This window comes from Porphyromonas sp. COT-290 OH860 (assembly GCF_000768935.1).
In the GTDB taxonomy this organism is placed as follows: domain Bacteria; phylum Bacteroidota; class Bacteroidia; order Bacteroidales; family Porphyromonadaceae; genus Porphyromonas.
On the sequence record NZ_JRAR01000055.1, the window covers coordinates 12,872 to 31,658 of the forward strand.

The window sequence follows — 18,787 nt, forward strand, 5'->3', positions numbered from 1 at the left end:
AGACGTCTTCACTCCCGAGATCACTACACGCTAGGCACACCCTAGCCATTGTCTAACCCTTATAAATACCCACTTACTATCATTTTTAAAAATCTATCGAAACAATCAATTGAAAGCGCAATGAGCTAAACACAATCACTACTAATCTTTTAATAAATCTACCTATGTCTAATAATCTCCAAAAAACTAGCGCCCTGCTTCTATTGGCCGCTTTGACCTGTGCGCAGGGACAGGCGGCAGACACAGCTGGGAGCACGCAGGCCATAGCCCTACAAGCCCAACAGAGCAAAGGCACACTTAGCGGCTATGTGTACGATGCCAATGGCGCTATCGTCGGAGCAACGCTCCAAATCAAAGGGACGCAGAGTGGCGCCGTCACAGACGCCAATGGGCAGTTCACCCTACATGGGCTCAAGGTCGGGGATCTGATTGAGGTTGCCTATATGGGCTATATCACACAGACTATTCGTTTCTCTGGACAGAGGCAGCTCACCATCACCCTCAAAGAAGACACCCAAGCCCTCAAAGAGGTTGTCGTGACGGCTCTAGGCATCAAGCGAGAGAAAAAAGCCCTAGGCTACGCCGTGCAGGAACTCAAGGGCAATGAAATCTTGAGCAGCCGAGAGAACAACCTTGCCAACGCCCTATCCGGCAAGATCTCTGGGCTACAAGTCATACGATCGGGCAATGGGCCGGGCAGCTCGTCCAAGATACAACTGCGAGGCAACACCTCTGTTACAGGGCTCAATCAGCCACTCATCGTCGTCGATGGTATCCCGATGGACAACTTCACGGGAGCCCTCAACAACGATATATGGAATCCCTCGGCAGACCTCGGTAATGGACTATCGGACATAAACCCCGAGGATATAGCTTCTATGTCTGTCCTCAAAGGCGCCTCCGCTGCGGCTCTCTACGGGGCACGAGCTGGCAATGGCGTGATCCTCATCACCACCAAGAGCGGGCGCAAACAAGATGGACTAGGCATCACACTCTCCTCGACCGTTTCAGCCGAAACGATATTCATGTCCCCCAAGATGCAGAATACTTTCGGGCAAGGAGCCCAAGGCGCCTACAATGCCGACAGTGGCAATAGTTGGGGAGCTAAAATCGAGGGGCAGGAATATACCGACTGGAGTGGCAAGAAACGCAACATGACCCACTACGACAATGTAGGCAACTACTTCGACACTGGGATCAACCTCACCGAGAGCTTCTCTCTGGCTCAGCAATACAAGTCTATGGCCATCTACGCCTCTATGACACGCATGGACGACCGCAGCAAGATCCCCGGAGCAACCCTCAAGAGAACTAACTTCACCTCTCGCATCACATCTATGTTTGGCACGGACAATCGCTGGAGCGTAGACGCCAAGGCTCAATACATACAGGCGGAGGCTACCAACCGGCCGATAGGCGGACGCAACAACGCCAATACATTCACTGCCATGTACCTATTGCCTCGCTCGCTCGACATCAGAGATTTCTCGGCTGCGACCAAGGAGGACGGCAAGATGCTCTGGTATGGCAGTAGCCAGCAGATCAATCCCTATTGGATGCGCCAGTACAAGCTCAACCAAGACACGCGCGACCGCTTCCTCCTCTCTGGGTCTATCAAGTACAGATTTGCCCCATGGCTATCGACAGAGATCAAGGGTGGCTCGGATATGTACTTCACTCAGTACGACGACAAGACCTACTCAGGGAGCTCACTCAAGAATGCTTATCGCACAGCACAGGAGCGGTTCTTCGAGCACAACTTGAGCTTCTTAGTCAGCGCTCAGCAAGATAACATCCTCGACAAGTGGGGGGCCAGTGCCACCTTTGGGGGCAACTTGATGCACCGCCAAAATCGCTTCGTGGAGATCAGACTTGAGGAGCTCAAGGTGCCCAACCTATTCACTGTAAACAATGGGGTAAAGCCTGCCGCACCCAACGAGCGAATTAGCCACAAGAAGATCAACTCACTCTATGGGACTGCCCAGTTGAGCTACGATGGATTCCTTTTCGTCGATGCTACATTTCGCAACGACTGGTCGTCTACGATGACCAAGGAGAACCGCTCATTCTTCTACCCCTCCCTCTCGGCCTCGTGGATCATCAGCGAGATGCTCAACCGCATGAACGTTGGCACACCAAAGTGGTTCACATACGGCAAGCTCAGAGCCTCGTATGCCGAGGTCGGCAATGACCTAGAGCCCTATCAGCTCTACAATACCTATAAGATCGGTCAGTCCCCCGACACACAGCCCACTGCCTCACAAAACGATATCCTCTTCGACAGCAACGTTCGCTCCGAGCTAATCAAGTCGTGGGAAATAGGGGCAGAGCTACGCCTGCTAGACAACCGCATCGGCATAGATCTATCGTGGTACAAATCCAATGCGACACGCCAACTGCTCAACCTACCAGTGGATAACCTCTCGGGATATAAGTTCCGCAAGATCAACGCCGGTAATATCCAGAATATGGGGTGGGAAGTAATGCTCACGGCACGTCCCATAGAGCTAGCCAATGGTTTCAGCTGGGATATGACGGTGAACTTCTCCAGCAACCAAAATAAGATCATAGAGCTATACAAATCTGCTGGTGAGGAGGTAACAATCTACCCTCTAGGTGGCTACGACAACCTACAAATCAATGCTGTCGCAGGAGGCAACTACGGCGAGATATGGGGAACAACCTACAAGCGTGTAGCCGACAAGGCTTCTCCCTACTACGGCAAGATTATCGTAGAGGAGGGACTGCCAGCCGTCAATTCGGAGAAGGAGAAACTCGGCGACCAGCAAGCCGATGCCCTACTCGGGCTAGGCTCTACGCTAAGCTACAAGGGCTGGGCACTCAACCTGCTCGTAGATGCTCGCTTCGGCGGACATATCTTCTCGGGGACTCATCTGCTGATGCAGAGTGTAGGAACAGCCGAGGCTACAATAGTCAATGGGGCACGCGACAAGATGATCGTCGATGGTGTAGTGCTCAACAAGGAGGGAAAATACGAACCCAACCGAACGGAAGTCACCCCCGAGCAGTACTGGACAGCCATCACGAGCAAGGGCGGCAACCTAGGCATCGGAGAGTTTAATATCTACGATGCAACCAACATTCGCCTACGCACACTCGGTCTATCCTATACCTTCGATCGTAGCCTGCTCAAGCGCACCCCCTTCACACAGGTCAAGCTCGGCCTATCGTGCAACAACGTTTGGATGCTCAAGAGCTACCTCAACGGGATAGATCCAGAGGCTGTCTATGCCACTAGCACCAATGCTACGGGCTTTGAGTATGCCAGCGCACCAACCTCTCGTAGCTTCCTATTCAACGTAACCCTAGGATTTTAGTCATTCGCATTCAAAACATCAAAGACATGAAAGCCAATAAATATAGTCTGCTGCCCCTCGCCCTAGGAGTGATGACGGCTTGCTCGGACTTCGGTAGCATCAATACAGATCCTACGGCAGCTAATGAAGAGCAGATAAGAGTAGAGTATGCCATCAATCAATCTATCACCGAGGCCCAGCAAAACCCCGAAGTAGCCGAGCGTTGCTTCGTACTCAACTGGATGGATGCCGCCCGCTACCTTGACCCGAATACTGGAGGAGGCCTAACCGTAGGGCGACACAAAGACGACTGGCTCGCCAACTACTATGGCCACTATAGCCAGTGGATGAGTGCGATCACACTAGCCATCAATACAGCAGATAGCAAGATGAAGGGGGAGCTCACGCCACACGAACGCCTGTCAATCCCCAACATGAAGCAGGTAGCACGCATCTGGCGGGTCTACTTGATCAGTGAGTTTACCGACAGTTTCGGGGTCTTCCCGATTGCTTCGTTTCAGGGACAGAACCCCATGTTCGATTCAACCAAAGACGTCTACTACTATATGCTCAAGGAGCTCAAAGAGGCTTCCGAGGCTATAGACCCCAAGGTAGAGGCCAAGGCCGAGGAGAAACGATGCGACCGAGCCTATCAATTTGACTACGGCAACTGGACACGCTACGCCAACTCCATGCGCATGCGTCTGGCTATGCGCCTCTCGGAGGTAGACCCCACCAAGGCTAGGAGCGAGTTTGAGGCTGCCGTACAGGGTATGAATATCATCACGGAAGCGAAGTATAACCTCAGCATCAAAGAAGACAAGGGCTGGACTGCTCTAACTGGAGTACTGACCAGAGAGTGGAACGCAATGGCGCTATCAGCCTCTGTCAATAACCTTATGCTAGGCCTTGGAGGAATACCCTCTGCCGAGCTGCTAAAGAATGCGTCTGAACAGATCAGAAAGAAGATTAAACCCGAGGACTATATGGGTGTGTACTTGGAGCAGCACTACACGCTACAGACAGACGAGCCACGCCGAGGGTTTTGGTTCGACGGTATCCCCTACAGCATAGATCCACGAGCCTATCAACTCTATATGATACCGGGAGATACCACCAATGCTCGATACTGCAGATACCCATCTTGGAATAAGAAATACTCTGAACTTAGACGCAAATTACTCAAGGACAAGAACGACACCGAGGGTATGGAGCTCGACGCTACCTATACATGGTCTACAGCTGCGCCCGGCTCTTGGGGAGAGAAAGGAGGGCTCAACAACCACTACGACTGGGCATGGTCTATCCCTCGTCTAGCGCTCGACTATCGAGATAGTAGCAACTCACGCATATTCTTCGCCTCATGGGAGAGCTACTTCCTCATCGCAGAGGCTGCTCTAAGGGGCTGGACGACACCTCTGACGGGCAAGGAGGCCTACGAGCTAGGCATTCGGCACAACTTCGCCTACCACCATCTGGAGAGCTATGTGGAGCAATACCTCGCCTCCGAAACCTACAATAACGTAGGGACATCGGTCAAGTGGGAGCATACCGAGGAGCCTCCTGCGACCAAGAGCATGAGTATGGTAGACGGCTACACAACAGAAAAGAAGGCCTACACCTATCACTACCCCGTAGCCTCACAGACACTCTATGGCAAGAGTCTCAACGACCAGCTTACCAAGATTATCACTCAGAAATATCTGGCCAATATGCCTTGGCTGCCTCTGGAGGCTTGGAATGATCGGCGTAGACTAGGGCTTCCATTCTTCGAGGTGCCAGCATCAGAGGAACCTATCGTGACGATGCCTGCACTCAAGGTCGGCCAGTTCTCGCCTCAACAGCTGACGTTCTATCCACAGCGAATGAAATTCCCCTCCACCCTAGAGAGCAACAACCCTCGAGGTTACAAGCACGCCGTAGATAGCTACCTTGCAGGCAAAGACGAAGTGCTAACTCCCCTATGGTGGGCCAAGAAGTAAAGCTCTAGCCATATGCGCAGATTACGGGTAGGTTCTAGATATACCATATTATATAGAGTACTAGTTCTACGCCGCTTGGAGCATACCTCAGCAGGCTATACAATCCTCCACGACTTAGTCAGCCTCAAGGATAGCATTTTGGGGCTCTAGCTGACGTCAACTAGAGCCCCTCGCAGAGGTCTCCTCGGAGCAATGGCAACTTTTTTCCGTAATTTGGTGTGGCTATCTCAATATTTCCTATTTTTGTGGCTAGAAACAATGAGATTGGAGTGGAGTTCCAGTCTTGGCATACTATTAATTATCATAATAAAAAGGACTAGCTATGAACCTATCGCACATTGAGCATTTAGGGATTGCGGTTAAGAGTATCGAAGCCTCTCTGCCTTACTACGAAGGCATACTTGGCTTGAAGTGCTACAACATCGAAGTAGTAGAAGACCAGAAGGTTAAGACTGCTTTCTTCCAAGTAGGGCAAACTAAAATCGAGTTGCTCGAAGCTACTAGCGAAGACAGCACGATTGCCAAGTTTATCGAGAAGCGCGGTGAAGGAATCCACCATATTGCCTTCGCTGTACCTGATACCAACGAAGCACTCCGCGAAGTAGAAGCGAAGGGCGTGGCACTTATCGACAAGCAGGCTCGCAAGGGCGCCGAGGGACTAAACATCGGCTTCCTCCACCCCAAGAGCACTATGGGTGTACTCACCGAGCTTTGCGACTGCAAGGATAAGTAACCCTCAACTAGATTTAGAGACCTACGAGGCCAGAGGCTTCGGTAGGTCTCTACTACTTTTGAGGACATTAAACAGCATAAATCATAACTTACTAATACAGCATTATGAGCGTTCAATTAGAAAAAATCAAGGATTTGATCCAACGTCGCGCCGAAGCCCACATGGGTGGCGGACAGAAGCGCATCGACAGCCAGCACGCCAAGGGCAAATACACGGCTCGTGAGCGTATCTCATTCCTCCTAGACGAAGGAAGCTTCGAGGAAATCGACACATTCGTACTACACCGCTCAACCAACTTTGGCATCGACAAGACTAAGTTTATGGGCGATGGTGTCGTGACTGGGTATGGTACGATCGACGGACGTCTAGTTTATGTATTCGCTCAGGACTTCACAGTATTTGGTGGTGCTCTATCCGAGATGATGGCCTCTAAGATCTGCAAGATCATGCAGCTGGCCATGAAGATGGGAGCTCCCGTAATCGGCCTCAACGACTCTGGCGGTGCTCGTATCCAAGAGGGTATCAACGCACTACAAGGCTACGGCGATATTTTCCAGAACAACATTATGGCCTCTGGAGTAGTACCTCAGATCTCAGCTATCTTCGGCCCTTGTGCTGGTGGCGCTGTTTACTCGCCTGCTCTGACCGACTTCAACATCATGGTCAAGGGCTCTAGCTACATGTTCCTCACTGGCCCTAAGGTGGTGAAGACCGTAACTGGCGAAGATGTAACCCAAGAGCAGCTCGGTGGTGCTAGCGTACACGCCTCCAAGAGTGGTGTGGCTCACTTCGCCGTTGAGAACGAAGACGAGGGTATCCGCCTAATCCGCCACCTGATGAGCTTCATTCCTCAAAACAACATGGAGGACGCTCCCGTAGTAGAATGCACCGACCCAATCGATCGTGTGGAGGATATGCTCAATGAGATTATCCCCGACCAGCCCAACCGTGGCTACAACATGTATGATGTGATTGGCGCCATCATTGACAATGGTGAATTCCTAGAGATCCACAAGGACTACGCCAAGAACATCATCATCGGCTTCGCTCGCTTCAACGGTCAGAGCGTGGGTATCGTAGCCAACCAGCCACTAGTAATGGCAGGTGCGCTTGATAGCAACGCCTCACGCAAGGCTGCACGCTTCGTTCGCTTCTGCGATGCCTTCAACATCCCTCTCGTGACGCTCGTAGACGTACCGGGCTTCCTACCGGGTACAGGTCAGGAGTACAATGGTGTGATCGTACATGGTGCTAAACTCCTCTACGCATACGGAGAGGCTACAGTGCCCAAGATCACGGTAACGCTGCGTAAGTCTTATGGTGGTGCCTACATCGTGATGAGCTCTAAGCACCTACGCTCCGACATGAACTATGCTTGGCCAAGTGCCGAGATCGCTGTGATGGGCCCAAGTGGCGCCGTAGAGGTGATCTTCGCCAAGGAAGTGGCTGCTGCCGAGAACTCAGCAGAGGCTGCCATGCAGAAGGAAGAAGAGTACCGTCAGGCCTTCGCCAACCCCTACAATGCCGCCTCATACGGCTTCATGGACGACGTGATTGAGCCACGCAACACACGCTTCCGCATCATTCGTGCTCTTGAGCAGCTACGCACCAAGAAGCAAACGCTCCCAGCTAAGAAGCACGACAACCTGCCTCTGTAAACTAACTCAGTTAGTCCAGACTTATGAATACCTTACGTCTTAGCAGAGTCCTGAGCATTGCCCTCCTACTGGGGGCAACTGCTCTGCCTGCTTGGGGGGCCGAGAGTGCACGATCTAGAGCGCTTGGGGAGCAAGACCCGCAGGGTTTTATCCTTACACTCACAGCGGTGATGGTCGTGTTCTCAGCCTTGTTAATGCTCGTCATCGTATTCCGCTTCATCGGCAAGATGATGCAGCGTATGAGTAAGAGTCGTCAAGACAAGGCGCAGAGCCCTACCGAATGTAAGACCAATACCTCCGCTGGTGGTGCCAAACCCACTGGCGAAGCTGTAGTAGCCATTACCCTTGCTCTACAAACCGAGCTTGGAGCTCGCTCTGGCGAAGTTGCCGCTGCTATAGCTATGGCGCTGCGTGCCGAACTCGATCAAAGACACGATATGGAGAGCTATGTATTGACGATCAATAGACGCAATACACAGTGGCACTCGCGTAGCCAAGGTATGCGCAAGTACAATTACTAATAATTCGTTGCTTACAATGAAATCAGAGACAATAAACAAGGAGGTGTTTGCGGCTATCGCCTACGCTCTACACGAAGAGCTCGGCAAGCATACGCACGATCAGGAGTCGTTCGTCCTAACGATAAAGCGCAATCCAGCTTCGGCTTGGGCGCTGAAGACACAGACCGTACGTACACTTCCTCAGCGTAACTAGAAGAATTCATCAAAGACATTAAAAACATCATCCAATATGAAAGAGTATAAGTATAGCATCAATGGCAACGAGTACACTGTAGCCATTATCGATCTAGATGGCAATACAGCTGCCGTAGAAGTGAACGGAACGTCGTACAAGGTGGAGATCCCAGAAGGTATGGCTACTCCAGTGGCACACCCCAAGGCTGCTCCTGCGCCAGCCCCAGTGGCCGCCGCTCCGGCTCCCGCTCCTGCTGCCCCAGCAGCCGCTCCCGCACCAGCGCCTGCACCTGCTGCAGCTAGCGGTGCTGGCAAACCAGTACTCTCTCCACTGCCCGGCGTTATCCTAGACATCAAGGTACAAGTAGGCGATCAGGTTAAGGCTGGCCAGACCGTTGCTATCCTTGAGGCTATGAAGATGGAGAACAACATCAATGCCGAGTTTGATGGCGTAGTGACAGCCGTTAAGGTTGCCAAGGGTGACTCAATCCTCGAGGGTTCAGATATTATCCTAATCGGATAAGACTATGCTAGGCTTTGGTGGCTTTTTGGTAGAGAACTTACAGACATTCTGGTCGTACACGGGCTTTGCTAGCGCAGAATTGGGGCATTTCGTAATGCTCTTGATCGGAATGCTCTTCATCTTCTTAGCCATTAAGTATGACTTCGAGCCTCTGCTTCTGATACCGATCGGCTTCGGTATGCTATTGGGCAACATCCCCTTTCAGGAAGGTCTTAAAATCGGGATCTACGAGGAGGGTTCTGTACTCAATATCCTCTACCAAGGCGTACAAAAGGGCTGGTATCCACCGCTTATATTTTTGGGCATTGGAGCGATGACCGACTTCTCGGCTCTGATCTCCAATCCCAAACTTATGCTCATTGGTGCCTCTGCCCAGATCGGCATCTTTGCCGCCTATATGGCGTCACTTGCTCTTGGCTTCGAACCCAGTCAGGCTGGAGCTATCGGGATCATTGGCGGTGCCGATGGTCCTACGGCTATCTTCCTATCATCGCAGATGGCACCGCAACTCATGGGTGCTATTGCGGTATCGGCTTACTCATACATGGCTTTGGTACCTATTATCCAGCCTCCATTTATGCGTATGCTCACGACCAAGGAGGAACGTCTGATACGCATGAAACGTCCACGACAAGTCTCTCAAGTAGAGAAAATCATCTTCCCTATCGCTGGGCTTCTGCTTACCACTATGCTCGTACCTACGGCAATACCTCTACTCGGTATGCTCTTCTTCGGCAATCTGCTCAAGGAGAGTGGTGTGACCAAGCGTCTAGCCGATACGGCTCGTGGACCACTGATCGACACCATCACCATTCTACTAGGGGTAACGGTGGGGGCTTCTACTCAGGCTACAGAGTTCCTCACGGGGGACTCGGTCAAGATCTTTGGCCTCGGAGCTTTCTCCTTCGTCGTAGCAACGATCTGCGGTATCCTATTTGTGAAGTTCTTCAACCTCTTCCTCTCCAAGGAAAATAAGATTAACCCACTCATTGGCAATGCAGGTGTGTCTGCCGTTCCCGACTCTGCACGCATCTCTCAGATCGTAGGTCTGGAGTATGACCCAAGCAACTACCTCCTGATGCATGCTATGGGACCCAATGTGGCGGGCGTTATCGGCTCGGCTATCGCCGCTGGCATCTTGCTTAGCTTCCTTGGTTAGATAGGTAGATACACTTTTGTAGCACCAAAGAAGGGCTGTGCCAACTTTAGTTTCGGCACAGCCCTCTCTGCTTATTACAAGGTCAAGAAAAAGGCTTAAATTCGCCTGAGCTATCAAGCTATTGGTTTTGATATATCATTTCTTTCAGACGAGACGAAGACATCATAATATGATTACATATCTATCGGGAGCAATCAGCGATCTCACACCCACAAGTATGGTCGTGGAGTGTGCAGGAGTTGGCTATCTAGTCAACATCTCACTGACGACCTATACTGCCTACCAAGGGCGCAAGGAGGGGAAAGTCCTCATCTCCGAGATTATCAGAGAAGATGCTCACTTACTCTACGGGTTTGCCACCTCTGGCGAACGGGACCTCTTTACTTTACTGACGAGTGTATCGGGCATTGGCCCAAATACGGCACGAGTAATCCTCAGCTCGTATGCGCCTAATGAACTGAATACGATTATCGCCCTAGGGCAGGTGGAGGCACTGAAGGCTGTCAAAGGCATTGGCCTGAAGACAGCGCAGCGTATTATTCTAGAGCTAAAAGGCAAGATTGTGCTAGACGAGAAGGCGTCTGTCTCTGGCGTAACTCCAGCAGTACAGGCCTCTAGCCATTCGATTGTCAAGGAAGAGGCCGTCAGCGCCCTCAAGATGCTGGGCTATCCCGAACCTGCTGCCTTCAAGGTCGTAGGTAAGCTCCTTACAGATGCTCCATTGCTAACCGTCGAGCAGGTGATCAGGCAGAGCCTCAAGCTCCTCTAGATTGCCGTAGGCCAGGCTGATGAATTCCAGATACAGGGATCGTCTTAGTCCAGTGAGGCAACGAAATAGACAAGTAGTACTTCACAACTTAGCGATAATTGTGTATCTTTGGTAGTCCCTTGTCTAAATAGACTCTATTGGGACGGATATACAACGTTACTAATCATACATTCAAGCAAGCATATTATGAAGAAAATCATGATTCTAGGAGCAATGCTCCTAATGTCAGTGCCCAATCTGAGTGCGCAGAAGAAATCTAAAAAGAATGACCCGAACGCCAAGAACGTCTTCACAACCATTAAGGAAGTAGGACGCACGTCCATCAAGGATCAGGCTAACTCGGGAACCTGCTGGAGCTACTCTGGGCAGAGCTTCATTGAGGAGGAGCTAATCCGTATGGGCAAACCGGAGTATGATCTCTCCGAGATGTTCGTAGTGAGCCATTCGTATCGCGACAAGGCTCGTAAGTACGTTCGCATGCATGGCTTCCTCAACTACGAGCAGGGCGGCTCATTCTACGACGTACTCTATGTACTCAAGCACTACGGAGCTGTTCCTCAGTCTATCATGCCCGGTCTTAACTACGGCACGAAGAAAAATCAGCATAGCGAAATTGCAGCCACTTCCAAGGCTTTCCTAGATGCCGTAATCAAGAACCCAAATGGAACCCTCTCTACCGCTTGGTGGCCTGCATACAATAAAATCATAGACACCTACCTAGGGGAGCTACCCAAGGAGTTTGAGTGGAATGGCAAGAAGTACACACCCAAGAGCTATGCGGCCGAGATGGGAGTTAATCCCGACGACTACGTATCTCTCACGTCCTACACTCACCATCCATTCTACAGCAAGTTTATCCTAGAGATTCAAGACAACTGGCGCTGGAGCGAAAGCTACAACCTCCCTATCGAGGAGCTGATGCAGACGATGGAGCATGCAATCAACACCGGTTATAGCTTCGCTTGGGGCTCGGACGTGAGTGAGATTGGTTTTACTCGCGATGGTATCGGTGTCCTAGCTGATGTGGAGGAAATCGAGACTAAGGGTAGTGACCAAGATCGCTGGGTAGGTCTAAGCCGTGCGGACAAGCAGGCCGAGATCAAGAAACTCATCTATCGTGCCGATGTACCAGAGCTAACGCCAACTCAAGAGAGTCGCCAGAAGGGCTACGACAACTATCAGCTCACCGACGACCATGGCATGACAATCTTCGGATTGGCCAAGAATCAGCTTGGCCGCAAGTTCTTCATGGTTAAGAACTCTTGGGGAGAAACAGGCGACTACAAGGGTATCTGGTATGTATCCTACAACTTCGTTGCGGGCAAGACGATGAATATCGTACTGCACAAGGATGCTGTACCTGCCGACATCGCCAAGAAGTTGGGTCTAAAAAAATAGCCCGCCTCTAAGGCACCAATCAAACATAGGCGAGTCGGCAGCAGGCTGCTAGCTCGCCTATGTTCGTTCATAAGTATACTCGACTTCGCCTATGAGCGAAGATCTATCGCTGACAACAGCACCCCATCTCAAGTTATATTTAGACAATATGAATCGAAAAAACTGGGCGAGCCTAATCGCACTAACCTTATTGATTCCTAGACTATGGGCTTCATCTCCCGACAAGCTACCCAAGCACCTATTCGGCTCTGTAGACAAAGAGGCGATGGTGACTTGGGCTGATAGTTTATACCAAACCCTCACCACTGAGGAGCGCATCGCCCAGCTCATCATGCCTATTGTATATCCGTCGGCAGATGCAGGACGTATCGCCCACGAAGCTCGACGAACCAGCAAAATGGGCTGGGGAGGCATCCTATATCAAAAGGGTCTACTAGCTGAACAAATCAAGATGAACGATGAGCTCCAACGAGTGAGCCGTGTACCAATGCTCATTGCCCTAGATGGCGAATGGGGGCTATATATGAGGCTCAAGGATGCTCCTCGCTACCCTCGCAATATGGGGCTAGGGCTCAATGCCGACAATCAGCTGCTCTACAACTATGGCCGAGAGATTGCACGCCAATGTCGCCTAATGGGTATCCATATCAACTTTGCCCCTGATGTGGACGTCAATATCAATCCTCGCAACCCCGTCATCGGGACACGTAGCTTCGGCGAGAGCCCAGAGGATGTAGCCAGTAGATCTCTAGCCTACGCTGCTGGCCTAGAAGACGGCGGTGTACTCTCTGTCGCCAAACATTTCCCCGGACACGGCGACACGAGCGAGGATTCGCACCATACCTTACCGACCGTTTGGGCTGACATGAAACGTATGCAACGTGTAGAGCTCTATCCCTTCGCCGAGTACATCAAAGCAGGACACGGAGGGATCATGACGGCACATCTACGTGTACCAGCCTACGAGGAAGTGAAACTACCTAGCTCGCTTAGCCCAGCTATTACGACTGCTCTACTCAAAGACGAAATGAAGTTCGGTGGCCTTGTCTTCACCGATGGGCTGGAGATGAAAGGTGTGCACGCCAGTGGCATCAAAGAGGTGGGGCTACAAGCTCTAATGGCAGGAAATGATATCCTGCTAGGGCCTATCAACCCCGAGGCCATGCACCAAGAGCTACTGCGAGCTGTCCAAGACGGCAGGCTGAGCGAGGCGCTCCTGCGCAGCAAGGTGATCAAAGTACTATACTACAAGTGGCGCCTCATCAAGCAAGAACCAAGGAGTACAGCCACGGCAGCCACCATACATAAGGCTATCTGGACGCCTAGTGCCGAGGCACAGATGCGAGAGGCTTGGCAAGCCTCTCTCTATTACCTGCATAAGGAGAGGGCTACACTGCGTGACCTTAGAAGTATGAAGCACAAACGCATCGCCGTAGTACAGATTGGCAAAAACCCTGTTAGCAATGTCACTCGCCCCACAAGTACTGGTGGTGCAGGTAGCAAGATCGACTACTTTACTTGGGACGCCATCTCCAAGTCGCCCGATCGGCTCAACAGCTATGGGCTGGTACTCGTCCAGATCTTCCAGACGACCAACCTACCGACACAAGCCTTGACTCAAATTGGCGTTAAGAAACCGCTCGTGGTAGCCTACATGACCTCGCCCTATCGGGTCAATCGGACGGCGCAGTGGCACAAGACGGCCGACGTAGTCCTAATTGCCTTTGAGGCGGCGAAGGAGGCTCAAGAGGCTGTGCTAGCCCTACTAGCCCCCTCGATGCAGCTACAGTCCCCCAGCAATGAGCTCGAGCCATCGGAGGATCCCGAGGATCCTACGGCACTCACGAGGGCACTTTGCCAAACTCAGCCCGCCCGCCCTACTCCCTCGCAAGGCTTCGCCAAATCTTCCAACCTAGGTCGGCTCAATCTAGGCAAACTGACAGCACTAGACCAGCTGGCCCTAGAGGGAATCCACAAGGGTGCTTTCCCCGGTTGCCAAATCTACGTTGCGCACCGTGGGCAAGTCATCTACAACAAGGCTTTCGGCACACTAACGGGTGGTGTAGGCTCCAAGCCCACCACGGTCAATCATCTCTACGATGTGGCCTCGATCACCAAAGCGCTTGTGACGACCCCAGTGATGATGCTACTCGTGGCCCAAAACAAGGTTAAGCTCGACGGCCGAGTTGGCCACTATCTACCAGAGCTAAAGTCTACACCAGTGGCTAATGTGCGCATCAGAGATCTGCTGCTTCATCAGTCTGGGCTACCAGCAGGGATCAACTTCTTTAGGGATCTGATAGACCCCAATAGCTATGAGGGCAATCTAATTCGCTACAATCCATTCCCCGGCGGTATTCCCTTGGTCGGGAAGGCTTGGGGGAACCCTCACTTCGGGTGGCTCAAGGAGTATATCTCGACCAAGCCCTCCGCCCAGCACACATTACCCTTCGCACGAGATCTATACATTTCCCCCAGCTTCAAGACCCGTATAATGGAGAGTCTGGCCGAAACCAACCTCAGAGGTGTGGGTAAATACCGATACAGCGATCTAAACTTTGTCCTGCTACAACAGATAGCCGAACGGGTAACGGGCAATCCACTCGACGAATACTTCGACCGCTACATCGCTCGTCCTATTGGGGCGAAGGTCTACTATCGCCCCCTCGATCATGGTATCTCAATAGAGCAGATTGCCCCTGCTCAGCGTGATGACTTTCTGCGCAAGCAGATCATACGAGGAACCGTGGACGATGAAACGGCAGCATGCCTTGGTGGTGTAGCGGGTAATGCTGGCCTTTTTGGTGCGGCAAGCGAACTGGGGCGCCTGTGCCAGCTCATTATGGACAAAGGGGTATGGCAAGAGCAGAGCATTATCCCCGCCGCTACGGTGGAGCAATTCATCAAAACCACTGGAGTGGGAGGTCTGCGTGCGCTAGGATTCGACAAGCCACGCAAGCGAGGCGTCAATCCTGCTGCCGATAGTGCTTCGGAGCAAACGGTTGGGCATTTTGGCTTCACGGGGACAGCCTTTTGGATTGACCCGGCCGAGGGGCTAATCTTCATCTTCCTCTCCAACCGCACCTATCCCTCTAGGCAAAACACTACGCTCATTACGGAGCTACTGCGCCCTCGTATGCACCAGACCATATACGATGCTCTGGAGTGAAGGCCTGCTCTCGGCCTAGCAGATGCGTGGCTCGACCAACAAGTGTGCCATAGCTGATAAACATATCGCCCCGCCGTGCTGTAGCACGGCGGGGCGATATGTTTATTGTGATGTGTAACTCTAGGAGAGCTAAGCTAGACGTATCTCTAGACTATCCAGCGATAGAGTCTGTAGCCACAAGAGCAACCTCCTGCGCAGGGGCCTCAACGGCTGGGGCAGTAGCGGCTTCACCCCCAAAGGCTGGTGCGCTAGGCAGTGCAGTTGGCTCGGCTGCTTTCTGCTCTACGGCCTGCTGTACCTTGTTGCCCTCGCTGTCGTCTGCCGAAGCAATAAAGGCGGTAGAGCCGATGCTCAGGACAGCGACAAAGCCAAAGAGCCACCAAGTAGCCTTCTCGAGGAAATCGGTCGTCTTACGTACGCCCATGATGTTGTTGCTAGAGGCAAAGCCCGAGGCTAGACCACCGCCCTTAGACTTCTGGATAAGTACGATGAATACTAGGGCAAGAGCACCGAGTACAATCAATACTGTGAGAAACGTGTAAAACATCTGTGTCTATTATCTTATTGTTTGTTATTTATCAATCGTTCCAAGAACCTAATTTGGTCTGCAAAGTAAAGGTTTTTTTTCGGATAATTCAAACTGATAGAGCGAATAATGCGCAATGCTCTGTCGTACTTACCCTGCTGAATGTAGATTTTGGCTAGGGTTTCGGTGAAGAGCGCTTCCTCTAGTTCATCGGTCTGTACCTCCTCGCCTGCTCGCTGCGATGGCATAGCCAAGGCCTCCTCGCTGGAGCTATGCATAGCTTCTCTCTTGGCGAGAAGCTCGAGCACCTCCTGCTCCTCGGCTGTGATATGGGGCTCGCTGGCGAAATAATCCTCTCGCTCGGTCGAGGTCGTATAGCTGAGCTCACTAGGCAGATCCTCGCCTGCGGCACGCATCTCGCCTAGATAGCTGTCGATGATGGAGAATGGATCTCTCGGCTGTGTAGTGAGCGATGGGCTCTGCGCTACCACGGCAGGCTCTCGGTTCTCTACCATATTATATAGTCTACCTCGATCGGGCAAATATAGCGCCAGCCGTCTAAGCTCGGAGCGATAGCGCAGATCCTCGCTTCTGGCCAAGGCATAGAGGTAGAGGAAGGTGTAGCTCGCACAGTAGGGGTATGCCTCCACAAGCTCACGGAGAGCGGGCAGGGCATCTGGGGCGATGCTACTAGGATCTCGCATATAGGCGTATAGTTCTTCTCGCTTCATAGCTTTGGGTTACCAATTCTCTACCGTGGCGTTGTAGATCTGCTTGATCAGATCCTCTATGATCTCCTCTAGTAGCTGGTCTTGGACGGATACGAATGTCTGGTTGCGATCAAAGTCCCGATGAGCCTTGAAGCTACGATCGAAGCTTTCTTTCTCGTCCACATTGTTGGTGTACTTAACCTGCATCGTCACAGTGAAAACCGTACGAGAGGCATAGTTGTCGTCGCTGACGGCCATAGGGGTTAGGTCGTAGCCCGTGATCGTACACTCTAGCTCCAGATCTCCTGCTCGAGCCACCTGCTCGAGCCTAGTGCGGCTTGTATAGAAGTCCTTGAGCTGCTCGGTGAAGTTGGCAGCCAAGGGAGGGTAGATAATTGGGGCTCTATTGTACACCTCGCTGATAGATATCGACTTGATGCGAGTGTAGTCGAGTGAGCCGCCGTTAAACTTATAGCTAATACTACACGCACACACGAGAGCCATCAACAGGCCGAGTGTGGCGATCTTTAGGGAGCGCAGGGCGCCTCTAGACATCAAGGCCATATTCTTTGATTTTGCGATATAGGGTACGTTCGGATATTTTGAGCTCCTCTGCCGTAGGGCGTCTTTTGCCCGAGTGGCGTGCCAGAGCTGCGATGATCATATTACGCTCTACCTCCTCGAGCGATCGGCCCTCTTCTACTGGGCTGGCGTCTACCACTTGCACCTCAATATCCTCGGCACCTCGGTAGACTTGTCGGTAGGCATTGGCCCCTCCTCCTGCCTGCAGGTATGGCGGGAGCTCCTCTACCGCATGAGTAGGGTGAGAGACAATAGGCTGCCCAATAGGAGTAATCGGCTCGACCGAAGCCACAGTAGCCTCGGCATAGCTGGGGATCTTGACCTTACCCTGCATGATATTGCCAACGAGCTTGCGCAGGTCACTCATCTCCTGCTTCATCTCTCTCAATAGGTTGAGCACGGCCTCTCTGTCCCCCAGCCCCGTGGTGGAGCCACTGGGCTCACTTACCATCGGACGCAGAGCGGGGTGATAGTCGCTATTCGTTGAGGCAGGCAGATATTTCTCTATCGTAGCGGCACTGACCTGACGCTCCTCCTCCAGCACACTGATCCGATCTGTCAGGTTGCGCAGCTCACGGATATTACCCGGCCAGTAGTATTGCTGGAGCAAGCGCACAGCATCGTCATCGAGGCGTAGCGGAGGCATATTGTACTTGTCGGCCACCTGCGAGGCGAAGTAGCGAAAGAGCAAGCTAATGTCCTCCACACGCCTACGCAGAGGTGGCACCTCAATCGGCACGGTATTTAGACGAAAGAGTAGATCCTCTCGGAAGCGGCCTCGATCTACGGCCTCACGCAGATTGACGTTGGTGGCTGCGACGATGCGCACGTTGGTACGCAGGGGCTGGCTAGCCCCTACTGGGATAAACTCACCCACCTCCAAGACACGCAAGAGGCGTGCTTGGGTAGAGAGGGGTAACTCCCCGACCTCATCGAGGAAGATAGTCCCCCCGTCAGCCTCTTGGAAGTAGCCTTTGCGGTCCCCCATAGCTCCAGTAAAGGAGCCCTTGAGATGCCCAAAAAGCTCCGAGTCTATCGTGCCCTCTGGGATAGCACCACAGTTCACCGCTATGTAGGGGCCGTGCTTGCGCGTGCTATACTGGTGGATAATGCGTGGGAAGCTCTCTTTACCGACACCACTCTCCCCCATGATCAGGACGGACATATCGGTCGGGGCTACCTGCACAGCCACTTGTATCGCTCGGAGCAAGAGCGGGGCGGAGCCTATAATGCCAAATCTTTGTTTAATCTGCTGTATATCGACATTCATATCTTACTGCCATTTTGTCACAAAGATAATCATTTACTCACTCTACTCGCTATTGCGTCTGGGGTATAGCGATATCCATTTTACTCACAGCCCTGAGTGTATCGGGTGCTCGTTCGTCTACTTTTTCGTTAAGGATCGTAAAGGGATTACCTAGAAATTTTGAGAACCCGAAGGCTGTTCATAAAGCTTGGCAGAGCATTATGAGACTATTGCGCAATGAACCCCTTCGCTGCTTCAGTTCTCTAGAGTCATTTTTTGCTACTTGAGGCAGTGTTTTTCAACTTGGGTATCCTCCC

Annotated in this window: 15 protein-coding genes; 11 read left to right on the forward strand and 4 right to left on the reverse strand. The window is 52.1% G+C overall.

What is annotated here, in order from left to right; genetic code table 11:
• Positions 1-164 precede the first annotated feature (164 nt).
• The 11 genes from HQ41_RS06060 (at position 165) to HQ41_RS06105 (ending at position 15,403) form a co-directional block, all read left to right on the forward strand.
• Positions 165-3,338: a SusC/RagA family TonB-linked outer membrane protein gene (locus tag HQ41_RS06060; protein ID WP_081964784.1), complete on the forward strand. Its 3,174-nt coding sequence runs from the start codon at positions 165-167 to the stop codon at positions 3,336-3,338.
• A gap of 26 nt (positions 3,339-3,364) precedes the next feature.
• A complete protein-coding gene (locus HQ41_RS06065; RefSeq protein WP_044189284.1) occupies positions 3,365-5,299 on the forward strand; it encodes a SusD/RagB family nutrient-binding outer membrane lipoprotein in 1,935 nt (644 codons plus the stop codon).
• 322 nt (positions 5,300-5,621) lie between these two features.
• Positions 5,622-6,032, forward strand: coding sequence for a methylmalonyl-CoA epimerase (gene mce, locus HQ41_RS06070; protein ID WP_044189288.1), 411 nt, complete (start codon positions 5,622-5,624; stop codon positions 6,030-6,032).
• Positions 6,033-6,136: 104 nt separating this feature from the next.
• Positions 6,137-7,690 carry an acyl-CoA carboxylase subunit beta gene (locus HQ41_RS06075; protein ID WP_044189291.1) on the forward strand — a complete coding sequence of 518 codons (1,554 nt, stop codon included), beginning with the start codon at positions 6,137-6,139 and terminating at the stop codon, positions 7,688-7,690.
• Positions 7,691-7,713: 23 nt separating this feature from the next.
• Positions 7,714-8,211: an OadG family protein gene (locus HQ41_RS06080; RefSeq protein ID WP_044189293.1), complete on the forward strand. Its 498-nt coding sequence runs from the start codon at positions 7,714-7,716 to the stop codon at positions 8,209-8,211.
• Between the two features lie 16 nt (positions 8,212-8,227).
• Positions 8,228-8,404 (forward strand): hypothetical protein, encoded by a 177-nt coding sequence (locus HQ41_RS09780; protein WP_160225950.1) that lies wholly within the window; start codon positions 8,228-8,230, stop codon positions 8,402-8,404.
• Between the two features lie 36 nt (positions 8,405-8,440).
• On the forward strand, positions 8,441-8,908 hold the full coding sequence (locus tag HQ41_RS06085) for a biotin/lipoyl-containing protein (RefSeq protein ID WP_044189295.1): 468 nt from the start codon (positions 8,441-8,443) through the stop codon (positions 8,906-8,908).
• A 4-nt stretch (positions 8,909-8,912) separates the two neighbouring features.
• The gene (locus HQ41_RS06090) at positions 8,913-10,067 is read left to right on the forward strand and encodes a sodium ion-translocating decarboxylase subunit beta (RefSeq protein ID WP_044189298.1); all 1,155 of its coding nucleotides are present in this window, start codon (positions 8,913-8,915) and stop codon (positions 10,065-10,067) included.
• Between the two features lie 169 nt (positions 10,068-10,236).
• A complete protein-coding gene (ruvA, locus tag HQ41_RS06095; RefSeq protein ID WP_044189301.1) occupies positions 10,237-10,836 on the forward strand; it encodes a Holliday junction branch migration protein RuvA in 600 nt (199 codons plus the stop codon).
• Between the two features lie 186 nt (positions 10,837-11,022).
• Entirely contained in the window at positions 11,023-12,234 is a 1,212-nt protein-coding gene (locus tag HQ41_RS06100) for an aminopeptidase C (protein WP_044189304.1), read from the forward strand.
• Between the two features lie 148 nt (positions 12,235-12,382).
• Positions 12,383-15,403 (forward strand): glycoside hydrolase family 3 N-terminal domain-containing protein, encoded by a 3,021-nt coding sequence (locus tag HQ41_RS06105; RefSeq protein ID WP_161780586.1) that lies wholly within the window; start codon positions 12,383-12,385, stop codon positions 15,401-15,403.
• Positions 15,404-15,554: 151 nt separating this feature from the next.
• On the opposite strand, the gene secG is transcribed toward HQ41_RS06105, so the two are convergent.
• The 4 genes from secG to HQ41_RS06125 are packed head-to-tail and all read right to left on the reverse strand — an operon-like array spanning position 15,555 to position 18,491.
• Complete coding sequence (gene secG / locus HQ41_RS06110) at positions 15,555-15,950, reverse strand: preprotein translocase subunit SecG (protein ID WP_044189307.1); 396 nt, start codon at positions 15,948-15,950, stop codon at positions 15,555-15,557.
• 14 nt (positions 15,951-15,964) lie between these two features.
• Positions 15,965-16,660, reverse strand: a complete 696-nt coding sequence (locus HQ41_RS06115; protein ID WP_044189310.1) for a hypothetical protein — start codon at positions 16,658-16,660, stop codon at positions 15,965-15,967.
• A gap of 9 nt (positions 16,661-16,669) precedes the next feature.
• The gene (gene lptE / locus HQ41_RS06120; RefSeq protein WP_081964785.1) at positions 16,670-17,203 is read right to left on the reverse strand and encodes an LPS assembly lipoprotein LptE; all 534 of its coding nucleotides are present in this window, start codon (positions 17,201-17,203) and stop codon (positions 16,670-16,672) included.
• A complete protein-coding gene (locus tag HQ41_RS06125) occupies positions 17,187-18,491 on the reverse strand; it encodes a sigma-54-dependent Fis family transcriptional regulator (RefSeq protein ID WP_044189314.1) in 1,305 nt (434 codons plus the stop codon). Before HQ41_RS06125 ends, lptE begins: the two co-directional genes overlap by 17 nt.
• Positions 18,492-18,787 lie beyond the last annotated feature (296 nt).

Coding starts and splice junctions, on each gene's coding strand:
- HQ41_RS06100 (WP_044189304.1), top strand. CDS start 11,023: ATGAAGAAAATCATGATTCTAGGAGCAATGCTCCTAATGTCAGTGCCC.
- lptE (WP_081964785.1), bottom strand. CDS start 17,203: ATGGCCTTGATGTCTAGAGGCGCCCTGCGCTCCCTAAAGATCGCCACA.
- HQ41_RS06105 (WP_161780586.1), top strand. CDS start 12,383: ATGAATCGAAAAAACTGGGCGAGCCTAATCGCACTAACCTTATTGATT.
- HQ41_RS06125 (WP_044189314.1), bottom strand. CDS start 18,491: ATGAATGTCGATATACAGCAGATTAAACAAAGATTTGGCATTATAGGC.
- HQ41_RS09780 (WP_160225950.1), top strand. CDS start 8,228: ATGAAATCAGAGACAATAAACAAGGAGGTGTTTGCGGCTATCGCCTAC.
- mce (WP_044189288.1), top strand. CDS start 5,622: ATGAACCTATCGCACATTGAGCATTTAGGGATTGCGGTTAAGAGTATC.
- HQ41_RS06090 (WP_044189298.1), top strand. CDS start 8,913: ATGCTAGGCTTTGGTGGCTTTTTGGTAGAGAACTTACAGACATTCTGG.
- HQ41_RS06115 (WP_044189310.1), bottom strand. CDS start 16,660: ATGAAGCGAGAAGAACTATACGCCTATATGCGAGATCCTAGTAGCATC.
- HQ41_RS06060 (WP_081964784.1), top strand. CDS start 165: ATGTCTAATAATCTCCAAAAAACTAGCGCCCTGCTTCTATTGGCCGCT.
- HQ41_RS06065 (WP_044189284.1), top strand. CDS start 3,365: ATGAAAGCCAATAAATATAGTCTGCTGCCCCTCGCCCTAGGAGTGATG.
- HQ41_RS06080 (WP_044189293.1), top strand. CDS start 7,714: ATGAATACCTTACGTCTTAGCAGAGTCCTGAGCATTGCCCTCCTACTG.
- ruvA (WP_044189301.1), top strand. CDS start 10,237: ATGATTACATATCTATCGGGAGCAATCAGCGATCTCACACCCACAAGT.
- HQ41_RS06075 (WP_044189291.1), top strand. CDS start 6,137: ATGAGCGTTCAATTAGAAAAAATCAAGGATTTGATCCAACGTCGCGCC.
- secG (WP_044189307.1), bottom strand. CDS start 15,950: ATGTTTTACACGTTTCTCACAGTATTGATTGTACTCGGTGCTCTTGCC.
- HQ41_RS06085 (WP_044189295.1), top strand. CDS start 8,441: ATGAAAGAGTATAAGTATAGCATCAATGGCAACGAGTACACTGTAGCC.